Raw genomic sequence first — 19640 nt, 5'->3', positions numbered from 1 at the left:
GCTCTCTATCCCCGCCGCCCATGAACGACATCGCATTCTCTGAAAAGACGCGGATCGGGATCGACTTCGGCACGACGAACAGCGTCGTCGTCATACGTCAGCCCGACGGCACAACACGCACCGCAAGCTTCAAAAGACCGGACGCAACGTCCGCAGAGACATGCCGCACTCTGCTATGCTTTTGGCATGAGGAAGGCCGAGGCCGCTCGACCCTCGAGCGCGCGATAGGCGCTGAAGCCATCGAGGCCTATCTCGACGATCCCGCCGAGAGTCGGCTGATCATGTCGATGAAGTCCTATCTCGCGCAGGCGAGCTTTCGCGAGACGCAGATATTCGGGCAGCGGATGACCCTTGAAAGTCTGATCGCCTCGTTTCTGCGTGAGTTGATGGCCCAGGCTGGCGTCTCCCCCGATTCTTGCGCCGTGACGGTTGGTCGACCGATTCGCTTCGTCGGAGACGGCGCGGATGACGCGCTGGGTGAACGCAGATTGCGCGAGAGTTTCTCGCAGGCCGGCTTCACCGACGTCTCCACTCTTCTGGAGCCTGAAGCCGCCGGGTGGAAATTCGCCCAACGTCTCACCAGCCCCGCAACCGTGCTGGTCGCCGACTTCGGCGGCGGCACAAGCGATTTCTCCGTCATGCGTTTCGACCCGGCGTCCGGGAAGCCTCCCGAAGCTCTGGGCCACGCTGGCGTGGGACTTGCCGGAGACCAGTTCGACTATCGGATCATCGACAACATGGTCTCGCCTCTGCTCGGTCGCGACAGCGTCTATCGCGTCATGGGCGGCTCTCCGTTGCCTGTCCCCATCGAATGGTACACCGCGCTGGCGCGCTGGCACCGGCTGTCGCTGATGCGCACCCCCAAAACTCTCAACGACATGGCGGAGGTGGCGCGCGGCGCCGCCGAACCGGAGCTGATTGCGCGACTGATCGAACTGGTTCGCGAGCAGAATGGACAGACCCTTTACCGCGCCGTGTCCGACGTCAAAAGCGCACTATCCTCTTCCGACCGCGCGACTCTCCGTTTCAGTCAGAAAAATTTCTCCATCGAGCAGGAAGTGACGCGCGAGGCGTTCGAGCAATGGATCGCCCCCGATCTTGCCCAATTTGAAGACAGCGTCTCCCGGGCTCTGGCCCGCGCCCAGATCGATTCGGATGGTATAGACAGAGTGTTCATGACAGGCGGAACGTCCTTCGTTCCCGCCGTCCGGGCTATGTTCACGCGTCGTTTCGGGGAAGAGAAGGTCGAACTGGGCGGAGAGTTCGTCTCGGTTGCGGAAGGGCTGGCTCTGGCGAACCACGCGTAACCATTCCGAAAGCCCGACTTATGCACAACGGTGACTGGCGCCGGACGACGGTTGCCAAGGCCGAACGGCGCGGGCGAAATTGCCCGCCATGAGACTCGCCGCCCGACTTCGCTCCCCCCTCCTCCGCTACCGCCTTATGGCGCGGGGCCCCTCGAACCAGCGTCCTTCAGACCTGAGATTTTTCAGCCGTAACGGTGCGAGGCTCGCCGATCTGGATCAGAGCGCCTTGGCGCGAATCTCGCCACCTCAACATGATCAATGCGGAAGCATCCCGGCTAAAGCCGCTATGCTCACGAACAGCCGGTCTCCGATCAGGCGGCTTTCGAGCCTGTGGCTGCCCGACACACGCCCACGAGCCTTCCGCTCTCCGGGCGCTCTGGCGCTCGTGGCTAGCGCCGCAGTAGCCATACTACTCCCAACGGACGTCCATGCCGTGCCTATGCCAATTGCGCCTGAGGCCGCGGCAGCAGACCTCACGCCTATTTTTACCTCCAGCTCCCAGCTTTGGGACGTGGTTGTGGCCCTGCCAGATGGACGCGTGGCGTTGCAGGCTCCACGCTGGCTCGGCGGCAATGGCCCACAGCTCAGCATCGCGCGCGAGAACGAAATGCCTGCGGCGTACCCAAATGCTGCATGGAACGCCGCAGACGGCCCGGTCGACGAACATTTCGTGGCTTTGGCCGGAATAACTCTCGCGCCGGACGGACAACTCTGGGCCGTGGACAGTGGCGTCCCTGACCGCGAAAAGCCGCCGACCGCGGACGCCCGGCTGGTCGAGATCGACACGCACAGCGACAGCGTCACGCGCGTATTGTCCATCGATCCGGCTGCACTGCGCCCGGGCAGCGTGCTTGGCGGCATAGCTATCCATGGACGGACAGCATACGTACTCGATTCCGGCGTCGCAGGTCTTCTCGTCATCGATCTGGGAAGCGGCGTCGCACAACGCTTCATGGACCATCATCCTGCGCTGACCGCAGGACGGCCGATTCAGGCCAGGGACGGCGTCGTTGCGGCGCCGGATGGACGCCCCATCGCCATCGACGCCAACCTTATCGCCGTCAGCCCCGATGGAAAATGGCTGTATGTTCAAGCCTATTGCGGACCGCTCTATCGCGTGAACACCGCTTTCCTCGACGATCCCGCGTCCACCGGAGCGGCGTTTCAGGAAGCGGCGACCCTTTGGTACAAAACCGGCGCCCTCGGAGGGTTGGCGGTTGGTCACGACGGAACGCTCTACTGGTCAGATGTCGCTACAGGCAGCGTCGACAGTTACACGCCCGGTCGTATCCCTCATCATCTGATCACCGACCCCCGTCTGACATGGCCGGGCGGCCTTGCGCTCGCGCCTGACGGGCGGCTCATCATTCCGGCGGCGCAACTCGATCGCGCCCCGCGTTTCCATCAGGGACACTCGGCGGTCGTGTGGCCAGAAACAGTATACGCTCTTCACACCCCGGCGGACGCGACCTCCGACGTCCTGCGTAAATAGGACGTCGCCGCCTATTCGCGGGCGAGGCCAGACGGGTTATATTGGAGCCATGCGTTATCTCTCCACCCGCGGACGCGCGCCAGTTCGCTCCTTCTCCGACGTTCTCCTCGCTGGCCTCGCCGATGACGGAGGGCTCTACATGCCCGAAAGCTGGCCACAGTTTTCCGCCGAGGAATGGCGGGACATGCGCGGCCTGCCCTACCCGGAACTGGCGGCCCGCGTCATTGCGCCTTTCGCTGAAGGCTCCATCTCGCATGAGACCCTTCTGGAGCTGTGCCGCGACGCCTACGCGCGGTTCGACCATGCCGCCATCGTGCCGCTGGTGCAGGTCGAGGACGGCCTGTTCGTGCAGGAACTGTTTCACGGACCGACGCTCGCTTTCAAAGATATGGCGATGCAGTTGCTCGGGCGGCTGTTCGACCATGTGCTGACGGAGCGTGACGAACGCGTAACCATCGTCGGCGCGACTTCTGGCGACACGGGGTCGGCGGCGATCGAAGCTTGCCGTGGTCGCGACCGCCTCACCGTCGTGATCCTGCATCCGGAGGGAAGGACGTCCGAAGTTCAACGGCGGCAGATGACGACCGTGCTCGACGCCAACATCGCGAATATCGCCGTGGAAGGCACGTTCGACGACTGTCAGGATCTGGTGAAGGCCATGTTCGCGGACGCTCCGTTCCGCACGGAGATGCGCCTTTCCGCAGTCAACTCCATTAACTGGGCGAGAATCGCAGCCCAGATTCCCTATTACGTATACTCCGCCCTCGCGCTCGGTGCGCCGGACCGGGAGGTGTCGTTCGCCGTGCCGACCGGCAATTTCGGGAACGTCCTCGCCGCATGGGCAGCGCGTCAGATGGGGCTGCCGATACGGCGCCTATGCGTCGGTTCAAACCGGAACGACATCCTGACCCGCTTTCTCAATGCGAACGACATGTCCACGCGAGAAGTCGCGCCCAGCCTGTCTCCGTCAATGGACATTCAGGTCTCTTCGAACTTCGAGCGCCTGTTGTTCGAACTCCTGAACCGCGACGCCGCAGCATGCGAACGTCTGATGTCCGGTTTCAGGACGACAGGAAAGATGGACGTGCCTGACGGAGTGTGGGCCTCCGCGCGGGAGCTGTTTTCAGGCCTCGCCCTTGACGATCAGGCGACCGGAGCCGAGATTCAGCGTCTCTACAAAGACAGCCTCTACCTTGCCGACCCGCACAGTGCGATCGGCGTCGCTGCGGGCCGCAAATATCGGGAGGCAGGCTGCCCCATGGTCGCCATGGCGACCGCGCACCCGGCGAAATTTCCCGACGCGATGCGTTCGGCTGTCGGCGTCACCCCGGCGCTTCCTCCAGCGCTCGCCGATCTCTACGAACGGGAGGAGCGTTATCGCGTCGTCCCCAATCGCCTTGACGTCGTGGAAGACGCCGTGCGGATCGGCGCCCTGCACAACGCCCGTTGATTTCCCCGAGGCGGCGCGCCGCTTCTTTCAGGATCACCATGACCGACCCTATTCAACAGACCCGCCTGCCTTCCGGACTGACCGTCGTCACCGAGCGCATGGAGCGCGTCGAGACGGTGTCATTCGGAGCTTACGTCGCCACCGGAACCCGTAACGAACGTCAGGAAGAAAACGGCGTCTCGCACTTTCTGGAACATATGGCGTTCAAGGGCACAGCCTCCCGTTCGGCGGTGCAGATCGCCGAAGAGATCGAGAATGTCGGCGGGCACATCAACGCATACACGGCGCGGGAGCAGACGGCTTATTACGTCAAGCTGTTGAAGGGCGACCTTGCTCTGGGCGTCGACATCATCGGCGACATCCTGACGCACTCCTCGTTCGAGGCCGAGGAGGTGGAGCGTGAGCGCGGCGTCATTCTGCAGGAAATCGGACAGGCCAACGACACGCCCGACGACATCATCTTCGATCATTTTCAGGAAACGGCGTTTACCGCGCAGCCCATGGGCCTGCCGACGCTCGGCACCGAGGATCTCATCCGCGAGATGAGCCGCGAGACGCTGATGTCCTACATGCGTACGCATTACACGCCAGAAAATATCGTGGTCGCCGCCGCCGGCAATCTTGAGCACGAGCGCGTCGTCGATCTCGTCGCGCAGCATTTCGCGGATCTGCCTACCTCAAGCCTGCCTACGCGCCTGCCCGGCCTTTATACCGGCGGCGAGTTCCGCCGCGAAAAGGATCTCGATCAGGCCCATATCGTGCTGGGTTTTCCGTCAGTTGGCTACGGCGACGACGACTATTATCCGGCGCTCCTGCTCTCGACCCTGCTCGGCGGCGGCATGTCGTCGCGGCTGTTTCAGGAAATACGCGAGAAGCGCGGGCTGGTGTATTCGGTGTATTCCTTTAACGCACCTTTCCTCGACAGCGGCCTGTTCGGCATCTACGCCGGAACGGGAGAGAAGGAGGCGAGCGAACTTCTTCCCGTCACCATGGCTGAACTCCGCAAGGTCCAGCGTGAGGTCGGCGAAGGCGAACTGGCCCGCGCGCGCGCGCAGCTCAAATCCTCCCTGCTTATGTCGCTGGAAAGCACCGGTAGCCGCTGCGAGCAAATCGCTCGACAACTCCAGATTTTCGGCCGCCTCATCCCAATCGACGAAACAGTACGCAAGATCGACGCCGTGACGGCGGCGGACGTCTGCCGTGTTGCGACACGAATATTCGGCGGCTACCCAACCCTGGCCTCCATCGGCCCCGTAAGCGGCGTGCTTTCGCTCGGCGCGCTTCAGGAGCAACTCGCCGCATGACCGATGCGCCTCTTGACCTCGCCTGTGACCTTGTCGCGCGCGCGAAGAAAGGCGGCGCCGACGCGGCTGACGCCGTATTTATCGGCGGAACGTCGCTGGGCGTAGGCGTCCGCAACGGCGCTACTGAGGAACTGGAGCGGTCGGAGACCACTGACCTTGGGCTGCGCGTATTCCTTGGGCGTCGCGCAGCCATCGTCTCGACCTCGAACCTCGATCCTGCCGGCTTCGATGCTCTTGTCGAGCAGGCTCTGGCGATGGCGCGTGTCCTCCCCGAGGACGCCCATGCCGGTTTGCCGGACAGTTCAGCGCTGATTGGGCGTATCGACCAGAACGACCTCGATCTTGTCGACGCAACTGAGCCAACGGTCGATGCGCTTCTTGACCGCGCGCGCGCAGTCGAAGACGCAGCGCGCGCCATTGACGGCGTAACCAATACGTCAGGCGCCAGCGCAAGCTGGGGCCGTAGTGAAGTGGCGCTGGCGAGCACTCTTGGCGTCGCCGGTCACTACGCCCGCACGAGCCATTCCATGTCCATCAGCGTTCTGGCGGGCGAAGGTACGGGCATGCAGCGGGATTACGATTACGATTCCGCCGTACATCTCAGCGATCTTGGCGACCCAATCGCCGTCGGCACGAGCGCGGGCCGCAAGGCAGTGGCCCGTTTGAATCCTTCGCGACCGCGCACTGGCGCATTTCCCGTCGTCTTCGACCCACGTGTCGCAAACAGTTTCCTGGGGCATCTGAGCGGCGCGATCAACGGGGCTTCGATCGCACGCGGCACGTCCTTTCTCAAGACGAAGCTGGGAGAGCGTATCTTCGCAGAAGGCGTCTCCGTCATCGACGATCCGACGCGCAGGCGCGGCGCGCGTTCTCGCCCGTTCGACGGCGAAGGCCTTCGCTGCGAGAAGCTGTCGCTTGTCGAAGATGGCGTCCTGCAAACCTGGGTGCTGGACAGCCGCAGCGGCAGGCAACTGGGATTGCGTAGCAATGGCCGTGCTACGCGAGGGGCTTCCTCGGCTCCCTCGCCGGGATTGACGAACCTGTTCTTTGCGCCCGGTCAGGAGACGCCCGAAGCATTGATGTCTGATATCCAGGAGGGCCTTTACATCACCGAGATGATGGGCTCCGCCATCAACGGCATTACCGGCGACTACAGCCGTGGCGGCACAGGTTTCATGATCCGCGATGGGCAACTGGCGGAACCGATTGCCGAATTCACAATCGCCGGCAATCTTTTGGACATGTTCGCCCGTATAAGATTGGCCAACGATCTTCGTTTCCGCTTTGGCTCGGACGCTCCTACCCTGCGGATCGACGCGCTGAGCGTGGCCGGAGCCTGAGCTTCGAGGAGCAAACGTCCTGTTCGCATTACATGCGAACAGGACGTAACGTTGTATCGGACGCTTGCGCCCCTGCGATCGCGAAGTTCCCTGTTTAATTCCTGAGGAGACCTCCACTGTTCGCCTTTTCCCGCCGCAATTCCGCCCTCGCGGCAGCGCTTCTCGTTCTGGTGTCCATCTCACCGTCAATGGCGCGTCCGGGCGGCGGCGGATCAATGGGAAGTCGAGGCGGCAGAACTTGGTCCGCGCCCGCGCCGACTCGCACAGCGCCTTCCGGGGCTATGCCTATGGACCGCACCATTGCGCCTCCTGCCTCCACCGGCTCCGCCATTCCGGGCTACGGCGCGCCCTACAGGAGCGGCGCAGCCCCGATGATGGGCGCGCGACATCCGTTTCTCCGCGCGTTTGTTGGCGGGATGCTGGGCGCAGGACTGTTCGGCCTCATCACAGGACACGGCTTCTTCGGAGGAATCCACGGTCTTTTCAGCTTTATCTGGTTTCTGTTCCAGATCGCCGTACTCGTGATCATTGCGCGTTGGTTGTTTGGAAAGTTTGTCGGCCGTCGTGCTTCGGCGCCATCCCCTTTTGGCGCCTCCCCCTTCTCAACAACCAGAAACGGCGGCGGCGGCGCGCTCCAGATAAGCTCCGAGGACTATCAGGCCTTCCAAAGGCTGTTGCTCAACATTCAATCTGCGTGGAGCCAGCAGAATATTCGTGCGCTGCAAGGCATGGCGACGCCCGAAATGGTTGGCTACTTCAACGAACAACTCAGCGGACTGACCAGCCGTGGCGAGCGCAATATCGTCTCTGACGTTCAGTTCATCCAAGGCGACCTTGCCGAAGCATGGTCGGAAAATGGATACGATTACGCCACCGTAGCGATGCGTTACAGCCTGATCGATCTTACGACGGATATGACCGGACGCGTGGTCGAGGGCAGTTCGACCGAACCGGTGACGTTGACCGAACTTTGGACATTCATTCGACCGTCACGCGGCGGTGCATGGCTTCTGTCGGCGATTCAGCAAACACGGTGATTTTTTGCAACTATCCTGCAGCCTACGGGAGGCAAGATAGTTGTTAAATCTTTTATGCGTTTGCCACGCCTTATTTCGTCAGGCTCTAGCGTGCCTTATCCAGATCTGCGACGAAACTTAAAACGTAAAGCTCCCAATCCAGAGGCTCAGGCGATCGCTGCAAAACTGTCCTAACTCACCGCTTCAACAGTTTTCGTTTTGAGTATTTGAAGAACGGCAGCACATCCGAAGACAAAGCTATCGGGGGCGGGCTCGGGACATGGGCAAGCACAGGTTTTATCTTCCTGGACGTCCTATCTCTGATACGAGATTTTTACTCAGAAAAACTCATGCGTTCAGTTCGCTGCGTCATGTCACTCCAACACGCACTCCGCCTTCCGCGCGATCATAGCCAGATCCCTGCCTTGAAGGTTATCTGCGTCCAGCTTCCGGCTTGACCTTCCCGCCTTCAAAAGACAGGGGGGGGTCATGATCCCACTCGTCAGAAATTTCATTGAGACGGCGGGTAATTTTATTTTTTTCTTTGCTGGACTTGTATTGCTTCGAAAGCTTGGCGAAGAGCAGAGCCGCTTCCAGAACGAACCACCCCAGTCCTGCAGACAACCATGCCGTAATTAGTACAACGGGGTCCATCAGAAGACGAAGCGCTGTGTCGACCGTCCCTTCTGAAAGCCATAATTGGTGCATAGGGCTGATTGTCGCCGCAAACTCATACGGCAACATCATTCTAACCAAGGCATGATCCTGCGATCGATCAAAAAAATATGCTATAATCAAAGGAAGAAAAAGAATTACCACCAAAAGCGAATAACCCGGCAGCCATGCGAGGGCCGCGCCACAGGCCAACCCATGGATCCATTTCATGGAGTGCCCTACCCGCGCCGCCACGGTCACGATATGACTTCCAGACACAGCGAGCCAATGGCTGCAAGGGCGCCCAGGGCCGTCGCCACCTGCAGCATTTCCGCGCGAAGCATCGGAGGCACGTCAGGCAATTTTTTTCCCAAATCGGTCTGCTCCTGCGTCAAGCGACGCATTTCGTTTTGGGCGACGAGCCAGTCCGAGCGATCTTTTGCGACCGAACGCGGATCAGCGATAATCTCCGCCATGCGCGCAAGGTCTCCGCTTTCTGCGGCAGCTGCCAGCTCCTCTCCACGACGGGTTCGCGTGGTCCGATTTCGCCACAACTTCAGGGTCGGCGTCAGATGCGGTAGAATTTTTCGCGCAATTCCCAAAAGGGGGCCGGCCTGGTATCTTGATTGCATCTGCGCGAGAAGAGCCAAATCTTTCAACCACGGCGAATGACCGTCGCCGCTTTCGTTCCCAAGCTGCTCAATCAAGCCGCTACGATGTCCTCGGGCCAGAAAAAAGGCCATCATCTGGCGATCGAGAAGCCCTCTCGTCGCAGAGTTCGTCGGTGTGAATTCACCATTTAACCATTGCAAGAGCGCCCACGCGGCCGACAGCCGTTTCCCTGCGCAATCCGGCGATAAACAGGCCTGACCCGGATTGAGCAAGTAAGCCAGCCTGCCGATATCCGCTACTCGTTCCACCCGCCCGTTGTGCAGGGCTGCATGAACAGTTTGCGCGGCGACATTTTGGCTCGCAATCGACGTCGCTTGAGCAAAGCGCAATAGCGCGCCCCCTTGCGCCGCCTCCAATATCAATCTTGGAAATTCCGGCGCAACCTGCCCACCACCGGGCACGAGTGAAGAAGTCGCAATCATGCCGATGGCGTCTGCCCAGAACCATTCGCCCTGCCAGTGCAACGGCAAACCTGGATCAAGAGCCGCGATGATCTCCATCAAGACGGACGGCGACGGGGCGGCATCCTCCGTGATCGTCAGTTTCTTGCCGATCGCGGTCATCCGAGCGGCGACCGCCGTCAACCCGAGTTCATGCGTCAACCAGCGCTCGATTACGCCACGCCGCACGAGATTGGCCAGCGCGACAGGATTCCGAGCGCCGAGCCACGCCAGCGCTCGGGTCGTCCGCACCTGTGCCGACCCTATATGAATTGGAGCGCCTGCTGAAACCTGTTTTCTTGCTGTAAAAGCTTTGCGTTCCGAGACATTCAATAAATCTGCTGGCGACGGGCGGGCGTCCGGGTCATCCGCCAGCATCGCGGCCAGCATCGCGGCGACCTCGGGTGAAAGAGAAAGATGACCGGCAAGGACGTCGAAACTTCCTCGAACAATACGCTCTTCTATATCAGCATCTGAATATATCGGAGACTGGAGCCCGCCACCTCCACCGAGCAACCAGGCTGCAAGAGCGCCCAGTGAAAATACGTCATCCGCGATCATGCCCGCCCCACGTGCCGCCGGCGAACATAGCAAAGACGACAGCGGCTCGAATTGCCCTGGCTGAAGGAATGCAGGGGGAGCGGCAAGGCCAGGTCCGAGCTTTACGGGCGCCCGCCCCCCTGGATCGAAGACGTTGTCAGGCCGAATTGCCCGGTGCGTTATTCCCGTGGCGTTATATGCATGCAGAACCGTGGCGATGGGCTGTATCACCCGTTCGAGAAGCGCACTTTCCGACCAGCCCGTGTTCTGCGAGAGCGGCGCCCCGTTTGGCGCGTCGCAAATTATCCAGATCGAACCGCTGGTTTCATCCACTGCATGGGCCGCGAGAAGATGGGGCGAGCGGACGCGCGCCATCTGTGACGCTTCGGCGCGGGCTGGCTGAAAGGCCGGTGGAGCGAGCGCGACAAGAGACGCCTGTGCGGAAAGCGCATCTTTGACCGCATAAGCCGGACACCCGGCCAGATCGGGCAGGCGCCGAGTGGCGTCGATCACATAGCGATCTTCAACTGTGATGCGATCGGAATCGGTGCCGCGGCCGTCGCCTGCATCCGGGCTAAAATCGTCCTCCGCCATACCGCCCTTCGCGTCTTTAACAACGCGACGAACTGTACGGCGGCGATCTTAACAGAGTGCTTATGCTACGGAGCGAACACCGCAGCGTTCACCCGCGCATTACTTCATGCGTCAAACGGGTCGCGCACCAGAATCGTGTCGTCGCGCTCAGGACTGGTTGAAAGCAACGTCACCGGAGCCTCGACCAACTCCTCAATGCGACGAACATATTTCACGGCCTGCGCCGGAAGATCCACCCAGCTCCGCGCGCCCTTCGTCGAATCAGCCCACCCTTCGATTGTCTCATAGACAGGCTTTATGCGCGTCTGCGCTGCTGAGCCGGGCGGAAAGCGGTTAATGACTTCGCCGTCCAGTTCATAGCCGACGCAAACACGAATTTCTTCCAGCCCGTCTAGGACGTCCAGCTTTGTCAGGGCAAGGCCGCCGACCCCGCCAACGCGAACCGCATGACGAACAAGCACGGCGTCGAACCAGCCGCAGCGACGCGGACGGCCTGTCACGGTGCCGAATTCATGTCCGCGCTCTCCGAGCCGACGACCGACATCGTCATGCAGTTCACTCGGGAACGGCCCCTCGCCTACGCGCGTCGTATAGGCCTTGGCGATGCCAAGCACGAAACCTGCCGCAGACGGTCCCATTCCCGAGCCTGTGCCGGCGTTCGAGGCGACCGTGTTCGAACTAGTGACGAACGGGTACGTGCCGTGATCGACGTCGAGCATGACCGCCTGCGCGCCCTCGAACAGGATCCGACGGCCGGCCTTCCGTTCGCTCTCAAGAAAATCCGCGACCGGGGCCATGAAAGGCAGAACCCGAGGCGTGAGGCGTTCAAGATGTGCGATCAAATCGGCCTTTTCAAAGGTCGGGGCGCCCAGCCCTGCGAGAAGCGTGTTGTGATGCAGCAAAAGCTCGTCGAGCTTCCAGTCCAGCGTCTCAGGTTCAGCCAGGTCGCAAAGCCTGATCGCGCGGCGCGCAACCTTGTCTTCGTACGCAGGGCCGATCCCGCGCCCGGTGGTGCCGATCTTGCGATCACCACGAGCCGCCTCTCGCGCACGATCGAGAGCACCGTGTACGGGCAGGATCAGCGGCGCGCTCTCTGCGATCTTCAGGGTTTCCGGGGTGACGTTCAGCCCCTGCGCCGTCACGCGGTCGATTTCAGTCAGCAGCGCTTCAGGATCGACGACGACGCCGTTGCCGATGACGCCCATCTTGCCCCGCACCAACCCCGACGGCAGCAGCGACAGCTTGTAGACCTGATCCCCGACGACCAGCGTATGGCCAGCGTTGTGACCGCCCTGGAAGCGCACGACGACATCGGCGCGGCTGGCCAGCCAATCGACGATCTTGCCTTTTCCTTCGTCACCCCACTGGGCGCCGATGACGGTGACATTGGACATGACGCAGTTTCTCCGAGATGTGCTCCCGCCCCTTCAGGGCCGGGTGGATACCGGCGCCGCCAGCGTCTGGAGAAACGCCGACGATCAGCCGCAACAGGGTTGAATGAAAGGGATCAGGCGATCGGAAGCAGGTTACCGTCTCGCGCGACATAAGAACAGGATAGACGCCGAGCCTCTTCTTCCGGACGGTCGTGCGGCTCAAGAGCTGCTACAGTCACGCGTCCGCCTTTTCGCACAGCCTGCGCGAAGGCGGAATCCGTCCCGAAGGGAAGATAGACACGGTCTGGCCTCGCTCTGCGCGGCGCAGCGCGAAACAGCGCCCCAGGGCGAAAAGTCAGACCGCAAGCCGGCTCATTATCGTTGCACAGGTAGCGCCCGCCGCGCCCCAATTCCTCGCGCGAACCGGCTGCATACACCGTGACGCAAACGCCGGTGTGGTATTTCCACCCGCGAAACTCCACGGGATCCACCGTCAGGCGCAGTTCCGGCGATCGCACGCGAACGGCTTCAACAGACGCTTTCAGACGCTCGCTGTAAGCCCGCGCCGCCGCAGGCAACGACGCTGCGTCCAGAGCGGCAAGCGCCTGATCGGCTTCCCCTGCTGCGCTAAGCAGAGCGATGAGCGTGTTCGCGGCCGATCCCGCGTAACGCGCCACGGCGGCCGCATCCTTGCGATCAAGCGCATGCATCAGCGTCGTTCTCGCCGCTGCGCTCAACCCAAGTCCGTCGATCAGCGACGGCACGAGAAGCGGCATCGTGAGGTCGAAAGAGACCCCCGGCACACCAAGTCGAGAAAGCGCCTCAGCCGCCACGCAGACGACCTCTGCATCGGCCACCGGGCTGTCCGGACCGATCAACTCGATCCCGGCCTGCCCGATCTGGCGCTCGCTCTGTCCCGCCACGCCGCCACCGACAACCACCGTCTGCCCAGCGTAAGAAAGACGAAGCGGGCGCGGAGCGCCATCGAGGCGCGTGGCCGCGATGCGGGCGATCTGCGGGGTAATGTCGGGTCGGAGCGCCATCATGCGCCGCGTATCCGGGTCCATCAGACGAAACGCCTGATCGGCCACGGCCGCGCCTGAGGCCGTCAGAAGAGAGTCTTCGAACTCCAGCAAGGGCGGCGCGACCCGCTCGTATCCATGCCCGCCGAACACGGCGAGCAGAATCTCCGTGCCCTCCGCTTCCGCCTCGGCGTCAGGGGGCAGGAGATCGACGAACCCGGCGGGGAGCAGCGCCGGGGATAGGGGCGGATCGAACGTCATGCCGGGGTCATATCACCGCATCAGGAAAACGTCATGCCCGAGGCACGCCCGACCATGTAATATGGCGGGCGGGAGCGGACAGTTGGGCTCAGGAGCGAAGCGTCGCGCCCGTCGCCTTGGCGACCGCCGCAACGATCCGGGCCGCAACAGCCTCGATATCCGCATCGGTCAGGCTCGCGTCACGCGGCTGAAGCGTCACTTCGACGCCAACCGATTTCGATCCTTCCTGCACTTTCGGCCCTTCATAGACGTCGAAAAGCGACACGCCCACGATCAGGTTCCGCTCTGCACCGCGTACGGCGCGCAGAACGCTCTCCACGGCTGTCTCCTTGTCGGCAAGGAAAGCGAAGTCACGGCGAACGGGCTGGAGCGGCGACAGCGAAGGTGCGTTTTTGCGGCGACGCTTCGGATCAGCGATGCGATCGAGGAAAACCTCGCAGGCCGTGACGGGGAGGTCGACACCCGCCTCCTTCAGCACCGACGGATGCAACTCGCCGAACCAGGCGAGCACAGCCTTCGGACCAAGGCGAAGCGCGCCGGAACGACCCGGATGGTAATAGGACGGCGCATCGGCCGTCGTCGTCAGCGCTTCCGCCGCGACGCCGAGCGAGAGAGCGAGATCGATCGCGTCCGCCTTGGCCTCCGCGAAAGTCATCGGCGCGCCGCCGCCGCCGGGCGTCCGAGAGGTACGACCGGCCCGAAGCGCCGCCGCAACCGTCGCCTGTCCGTTCTCGTCGAACGCTCCGCCGATCTCGAACAAAGCCACGTCCTGCCACCCTCGCGCCGCGTTGCGCTTCGCCGCCGAAAGAAGTCCGGGCAGCGGAGACGGCCGCATCTGGTCCAGATCCGCTGCAATCGGGTTAAGCAGACGCAGGCTTTCAGGCGCACCGCCAAAACGTAGCGCCTCTTCGTGCGAGATGAAGGAAAACCCGATGGTCTCCATCAACCCGCGTGACGCAAGAACGCGGCGGGCGCGCGCCACGCGGCCCAGAGCAGGGCTTATCGCTGCAGCAGGCACTGGCGATAGCGCTGGCAACGCGACCGGTGCGACGTTTTCCAGCCCTTTAATACGCAGGATTTCCTCGATCAGGTCGCATTCCGGCTCAATCGCTGCCACTTTGGCGACAAGCTCCGCCTGTCGTTCCGCTGAAAGGCCCGGATCGGGATCCAGCAGAACCGGCTGCGCCACGTCGTTGCGCCAAGAGGGAACAGCGACCGTCACGCTGTCCTCATCGCGCCGCAACGTCTCGAACCCCAGATGCCCAAGGATCGTCACGCACTCATCAGGCGGCACGGCGAGGCCGCCGAGTTCGGCGACGCGCCTGAACCGCAAGCTGGCCTCTCGCCGCCACTCGGGCTGAGTACCCGCCGATACGACCTCGCTCGCCTCGCCGCCACACAGGTCAATGACAAGGCGCGTCGCCGCTTCCAGCGCCGCGACCGGCAGCGCCTGATCGACGCCACGTTCGAAACGGTGACGGGCGTCGGAGTGGATTCCTAGCCGCCGTCCGCTCAGTGCAATTTTCACAGGATCGAAGATAGCGCATTCGATGAAGACGTCGGTGGTGGCGTCGGTCACTTCCGTCGCCTCTCCGCCCATGATGCCCGCGATGGACTGAACGCCAGCGCCATCGGCGATCACGCAGTCATCGGAGTTCACGATATAGTCGCGTCCATCAAGCGCGCGGATCGTTTCTCCACCGCCCCGGCAAACCGTCAGCACGCCGCCCTTGATGCGGTTCACGTCGAAGACATGCAACGGCCGACCGAGGTCGATCGACAGCAAATTCGTGACGTCCACCAGACGCGAAATGGATCGCAGGCCGATCGCCTCAAGCTTCTCGCGCAGCCAATCCGGGCTGGGGCCATTTTTGACGCCACGAACGGTCCGCCCCAGCACCCACGGGCATGCTTCGGGATAGCTGATCGCCCATTCGACGGGAGATGCGAAAACGCCCTCAACCGTCTCCGCGAGAAACGTCTTGAGCGTCCCGACGCCAGCCGCGGCGAGATCCCGGGCGACGCCATGGACGGAGAGCGCGTCGCCACGGTTTGGCGTCACGGCGATCTCAATCACTGTGTCGTCCAGGTTGGCGAAATCCGCATAGGACTGGCCCGGCAGCGTATCCGCAGGCAGCTCCGCGATGCCGTCCGTGTCCTCGCCCAGACCAAGCTCCCGCAGCGAACACAGCATGCCGTTGCTGGTCTCGCCGCGAATCTTGCCAGCCTTGATGGTGATGTCGAGGCCCGGGACGTAAGCGCCAGGAGGCGCGAAGATGACAGATATCCCCTCGCGCGCATTCGGCGCGCCGCAAACGACCTGCACCTCCCCGATGCCGGGACCAGCGTCGACCTGACACACGCGAAGACGATCCGCATTGGGATGCTGAACGGCCTGAAGGATGCGGGCCGTGCGGAACGGCGCCAAAGCCGCGCCAAGTTGCTCGACTGACTCGACCTCAAGGCCAATCCGGTTAAGCGCCAAACAGAGCTCGTCGACAGAGGCGCGCGTGTCCAGGTGGTCGCGCAGCCATGAGAGCGTGAATTTCATCGATCAGAACCCCTCATGCAGCATCGCCGGCGCCAGCGGATCGACGCCGTAATGGCGCAGCCACCGCACATCGCTTTCATAGAACGATCGAAGATCCGGGATGCCGTTCTTCAACATGGCAAGACGCTCGACCCCCATGCCAAAGGCGAACCCCTGCCACTCGCTGGGGTCGAGACCGCAATTTGCGAGGACGCGCGGATGGACCATCCCGGAACCGAGAACTTCCAGCCAGTCCTCTCCCTCGCCGATCTCGCCGGTTGCGCGCGACCAGCCGATATCGACCTCCATCGAAGGCTCGGTGAACGGGAAATAGGACGCCCTGAAACGGACCGGCAAATTGGGCTTGCCGAAGAAGACGCGCAGAAACTCGATCAGGCATCCCTTCAGGTGCCCCAGCGTAATCTCGCGATCGATAACGAGCCCCTCGCACTGATGGAACATCGGCGAATGGGTAGCGTCGTGATCCGCGCGATAGGTGCGGCCGGGCGCGATGATGCGTATCGGCGGTTTCTGTCCGAGCATCGTGCGTATCTGCACGCCCGAAGTCTGGGTGCGCAGAACCCGCTCGACGTTCGGGCCGCCCGGAGACGGCGGCAGGTAGAACGTGTCCTGATCGGTGCGCGCGGCGTGATGCGCCGGGGTGTTGAGCGCCGAGAAATTATGCCAGTCGGTCTCGATTTCCGGCCCTTCGGCGACGGAAAACCCCATCGCGCCAAAAATCGCGGTGATTTCTTCAATGGCGCGGCTGACGGGGTGGACACCGCCGCGTTCGGTCAACCCAACAGGCAGGGAGACGTCAACGCGCTCCTCTGCCAGACGCGCATTCAGCGCCTCGGTCTCGATTTCCCGCCCACGGGCCTCGATTGCCTTGCCCAGTTCGTCGCGCAATTTGTTCAGCCGCACGCCAGCCGCTTTGCGCGCCTCCGGATCCATACGGCCGAGTTGTTTGAGCAGTTCGGTCAACCTGCCCGACTTGCCCAGAACGCCAACGCGCACCGCGTCCCAGTCCCGGACGTTCGAAGCAGCGGAAAGCGCAGCCAGACATTCCTGACGAAGTGTGTCTACGTCGTCGCTCATTATGACCTCGCTTGCCTGTGGACCCGCGCGGGCCTCGTTCTGTGTCTAGGGGCGGATAGCCTCTCCGCGCCGCCGAGAAAAGCCCTGAGGCCAAAAGCCGCGTTGCGTCGGCCCGGGGCGCGCGACAGGCATAGCCGACCTAAGCGCTCTGCCGCCCCGCCCTGTGGTCCACCGTCGTTCCCCGGGCCTGATGACGGGACGCGTATGATTTTGCCGTTTCGCGATCTCCTTCCGCACGTCCCGGAGGTGATGCCGAAATGCACATCATGGACGACGAGATGCCCCCTTTCAGATACCGATACATTGTGAAGCTCACGACATCCACGGCGCTATCAATGCGGGTCGCGCCCGCATTGATAGGACTGCCGCTTCTTCTTTCCCCTGCAGACGCCGCCCGCGCGGCCTCGACATTACAAGTCACGTCCATCAACGCCAGCGCACTTATCGCCGGAACGGGCCAGACGCTCGGTGGTCTGGTTACGGCCGAATCTCAAGCAGCCGCTGCCGTCGCCACGGCCCAGAGTACGGCGACGCAGGCAAACGCCAGCGCCAACGCGGCCATACCGTTGTCCCAAAAGGGTTCCACAGGCGGCGTCGCCACTCTCGACGCCTCTGGCAACGTGACAGCGCCACTCTCGACGACCTCAACCGCTGCATCCGTCAGTTCGACTATCGGATGGAATTCGGCTCTGACATGGGCGATAAACTCCGGAACAGGCACACAGTACGCCAACCCGAAAATAGCGGCCAACCAACGGTGGCAAATGGGGACGGACTCGTCAGGAACAGCAATCTATGACGATTACCTCCCTCCCACACATCTGCGTCTCGGCGGGTCGCAGGAATTCGACGGCGTTCCGCTCTTTGTACACAACGTTCCCTATGGCCCAGACGACATGGGCGTAGTTGATGGCGTGTTCATGCAATCTGAGAACATGCGCGGTTCAGAAGCTGGCGTAGGACCTGATGGAGCGAACGGCATTGCGTCATACGACAATTTCGACGCCGTGGCGCGCTACACGTTCGCCGGGACCAATTCTCCGGTTTTCGTCACCACCGGCAGTACGGTCACAGCTCCGGATGGGCTGACACATACACCAACATTTACCGCAACCGGCGCCACCTTCGCAAATCCGCTTCCCTCGTCTTGGTCCACCTGGATTATCAGCCATCCGCATGTGAGGATGATGACCAACGAACTGGGCTCGTCAAGCGGATATATCAAAACCTATGCAGGCCAACTCACGGGCTACACGACGAACTCCGCAGGGCTCGTAACCGCAATCAGCACCGACGGCTGGCGTATTTTCAACGCATCCGCCTCGACAACCAATCAAATTCCCGGAACAAGCACTATAGACGGTTCTACTCCCGCGCTGGATACCGTGTGGTCTAACTTTCAAGCACCAGCGATCATGTTTGGAGTCTACACAAAAGCATTTGGCGAAAACGTCATATGCTCGCTTCCCGGTCCTACTCCGAGCGCATCCCCTGGGGATATCAATTATCCCACAGGCAACGCCAACAACCAGGTGCGTAGCTGCGAAGGTATCGAGTACGATCTCTGGAATAATGACACCACAGGCAACACCGCATATATGCACGGCATAACCGTCGCGTACAGCGGAAGCACCTCGCCCACAGCGGACAGCTACGACATGGATCTCGCCGGCGGCAACGCAACTATGCTCAACATCGCAGGTGAGTGGTACTCGGCAAATATTTCCTCGCGCCCCTTTTCGTCCGCTGGCTATGGTGGGCCTGCCTACGCAGCAGGCTCACAGTCGGTCATTGCCGAATTCGACCAGTCCAATCGCCCAGGATGGGATGCTGACTCCGCGTTTCCCACGTATTCACACAATATGAGAGTGACTTTGTGGAACACACGCAACACAAATGACGCCTCCAATACTAATGATTACAGCGATATCACAACAAACCTCGGCGTACAGGTCGATGGCCATGCCAGTTCGACATTATCCATGGATGGAACCATACAAGAACATATGGAATTCAATCCCGGCAATTTCCCGAACGGTATCGCATTATGCGGGTACCAGATTTGCGGCTTCGCTATAAATGGCGCCGGCAGCGCTCAGTTTAGCGCCGACGCGAATATACTATCCGGAAAGTCACTTCTGTTCACGAATACCGCAGGAACACAGACAGGCTCACTTTACGGCGGCACGGACGGCGCAATACATATTAATTCCACAACTGGAAGCTCCGGGATTTTCGCGGTAACCGCGACAATACGAGCAAGCGGATCTATTAATGCTGGAAATGCGACCTACTCTACTTTACCTGTATCCAGCTTAGCCGTGGGCGACCAGGAATACTGCACCGATTGTTACTCCACCTCAAATTCATCTGCCACTAAAGGCATTCCCGTATGGTGGAACGGATCCAATTGGACTGACGCCCTCGGCGACACAGTAAAGCATTAAATTTGTAACTATTAAACAACCAGTGAGGGCGTATTACCGTACGTCCTCAGAGCCTGTTTGGAAAATCGGTCTGATGTGATTCAAGCTCTGGATGTGGACG

The 19640-nt window shown here is 61.6% G+C and carries 13 protein-coding genes; 7 read left to right on the top strand and 6 right to left on the bottom strand.

The annotated features are described in order from the left end of the window. The first annotated feature begins 20 nt into the window (after positions 1-20). From J2D73_RS17885 to J2D73_RS17860, 6 genes are all read left to right on the top strand, one after another. Entirely contained in the window at positions 21-1307 is a 1287-nt protein-coding gene (locus J2D73_RS17885; protein WP_207883576.1) for an Hsp70 family protein, read from the top strand. Positions 1308-1593: 286 nt separating this feature from the next. Continuing rightward, positions 1594-2799, top strand: coding sequence for an L-dopachrome tautomerase-related protein (locus J2D73_RS17880; protein WP_207883574.1), 1206 nt, complete (start codon positions 1594-1596; stop codon positions 2797-2799). 49 nt (positions 2800-2848) lie between these two features. Beyond that, the gene (gene thrC, locus J2D73_RS17875) at positions 2849-4249 is read left to right on the top strand and encodes a threonine synthase (protein ID WP_207883573.1); all 1401 of its coding nucleotides are present in this window, start codon (positions 2849-2851) and stop codon (positions 4247-4249) included. Between the two features lie 38 nt (positions 4250-4287). Continuing rightward, positions 4288-5553, top strand: a complete 1266-nt coding sequence (locus J2D73_RS17870) for a M16 family metallopeptidase (RefSeq protein WP_207883571.1) — start codon at positions 4288-4290, stop codon at positions 5551-5553. Further along, complete coding sequence (locus J2D73_RS17865) at positions 5550-6893, top strand: TldD/PmbA family protein (protein WP_207883569.1); 1344 nt, start codon at positions 5550-5552, stop codon at positions 6891-6893. Before J2D73_RS17870 ends, J2D73_RS17865 begins: the two co-directional genes overlap by 4 nt. A gap of 188 nt (positions 6894-7081) precedes the next feature. Next, positions 7082-7930 carry a Tim44 domain-containing protein gene (locus J2D73_RS17860; RefSeq protein ID WP_207883620.1) on the top strand — a complete coding sequence of 283 codons (849 nt, stop codon included), beginning with the start codon at positions 7082-7084 and terminating at the stop codon, positions 7928-7930. Positions 7931-8341: 411 nt separating this feature from the next. On the opposite strand, the gene J2D73_RS17855 is transcribed toward J2D73_RS17860, so the two are convergent. From J2D73_RS17855 to pheS, 6 genes are all read right to left on the bottom strand, one after another. After that, positions 8342-8824: a hypothetical protein gene (locus tag J2D73_RS17855; RefSeq protein WP_207883567.1), complete on the bottom strand. Its 483-nt coding sequence runs from the start codon at positions 8822-8824 to the stop codon at positions 8342-8344. Further along, positions 8821-10809, bottom strand: coding sequence for a hypothetical protein (locus J2D73_RS17850; RefSeq protein ID WP_207883565.1), 1989 nt, complete (start codon positions 10807-10809; stop codon positions 8821-8823). Before J2D73_RS17850 ends, J2D73_RS17855 begins: the two co-directional genes overlap by 4 nt. A gap of 104 nt (positions 10810-10913) precedes the next feature. Beyond that, positions 10914-12203: an adenylosuccinate synthase gene (locus tag J2D73_RS17845; RefSeq protein WP_207883563.1), complete on the bottom strand. Its 1290-nt coding sequence runs from the start codon at positions 12201-12203 to the stop codon at positions 10914-10916. A gap of 113 nt (positions 12204-12316) precedes the next feature. Then, positions 12317-13465, bottom strand: a complete 1149-nt coding sequence (locus tag J2D73_RS17840) for an ATP phosphoribosyltransferase regulatory subunit (protein WP_207883561.1) — start codon at positions 13463-13465, stop codon at positions 12317-12319. An 88-nt stretch (positions 13466-13553) separates the two neighbouring features. Further along, on the bottom strand, positions 13554-16016 hold the full coding sequence (gene pheT / locus J2D73_RS17835) for a phenylalanine--tRNA ligase subunit beta (protein WP_207883558.1): 2463 nt from the start codon (positions 16014-16016) through the stop codon (positions 13554-13556). 3 nt (positions 16017-16019) lie between these two features. Then, entirely contained in the window at positions 16020-17093 is a 1074-nt protein-coding gene (pheS, locus tag J2D73_RS17830) for a phenylalanine--tRNA ligase subunit alpha (RefSeq protein WP_207883556.1), read from the bottom strand. 335 nt (positions 17094-17428) lie between these two features. Between pheS and J2D73_RS17825 the strand changes: the two genes are divergently transcribed. Continuing rightward, complete coding sequence (locus J2D73_RS17825; RefSeq protein ID WP_207883554.1) at positions 17429-19540, top strand: hypothetical protein; 2112 nt, start codon at positions 17429-17431, stop codon at positions 19538-19540. Positions 19541-19640: the final 100 nt, after the last annotated feature.

The organism is Acetobacter sacchari (assembly GCF_017377715.1).
Classification (GTDB): Bacteria; Pseudomonadota; Alphaproteobacteria; order Acetobacterales; family Acetobacteraceae; genus Acetobacter; species Acetobacter sacchari.
Note: the sequence above shows the minus strand (reverse complement) of the source record. Positions and strands in the feature narration are given on the sequence as shown.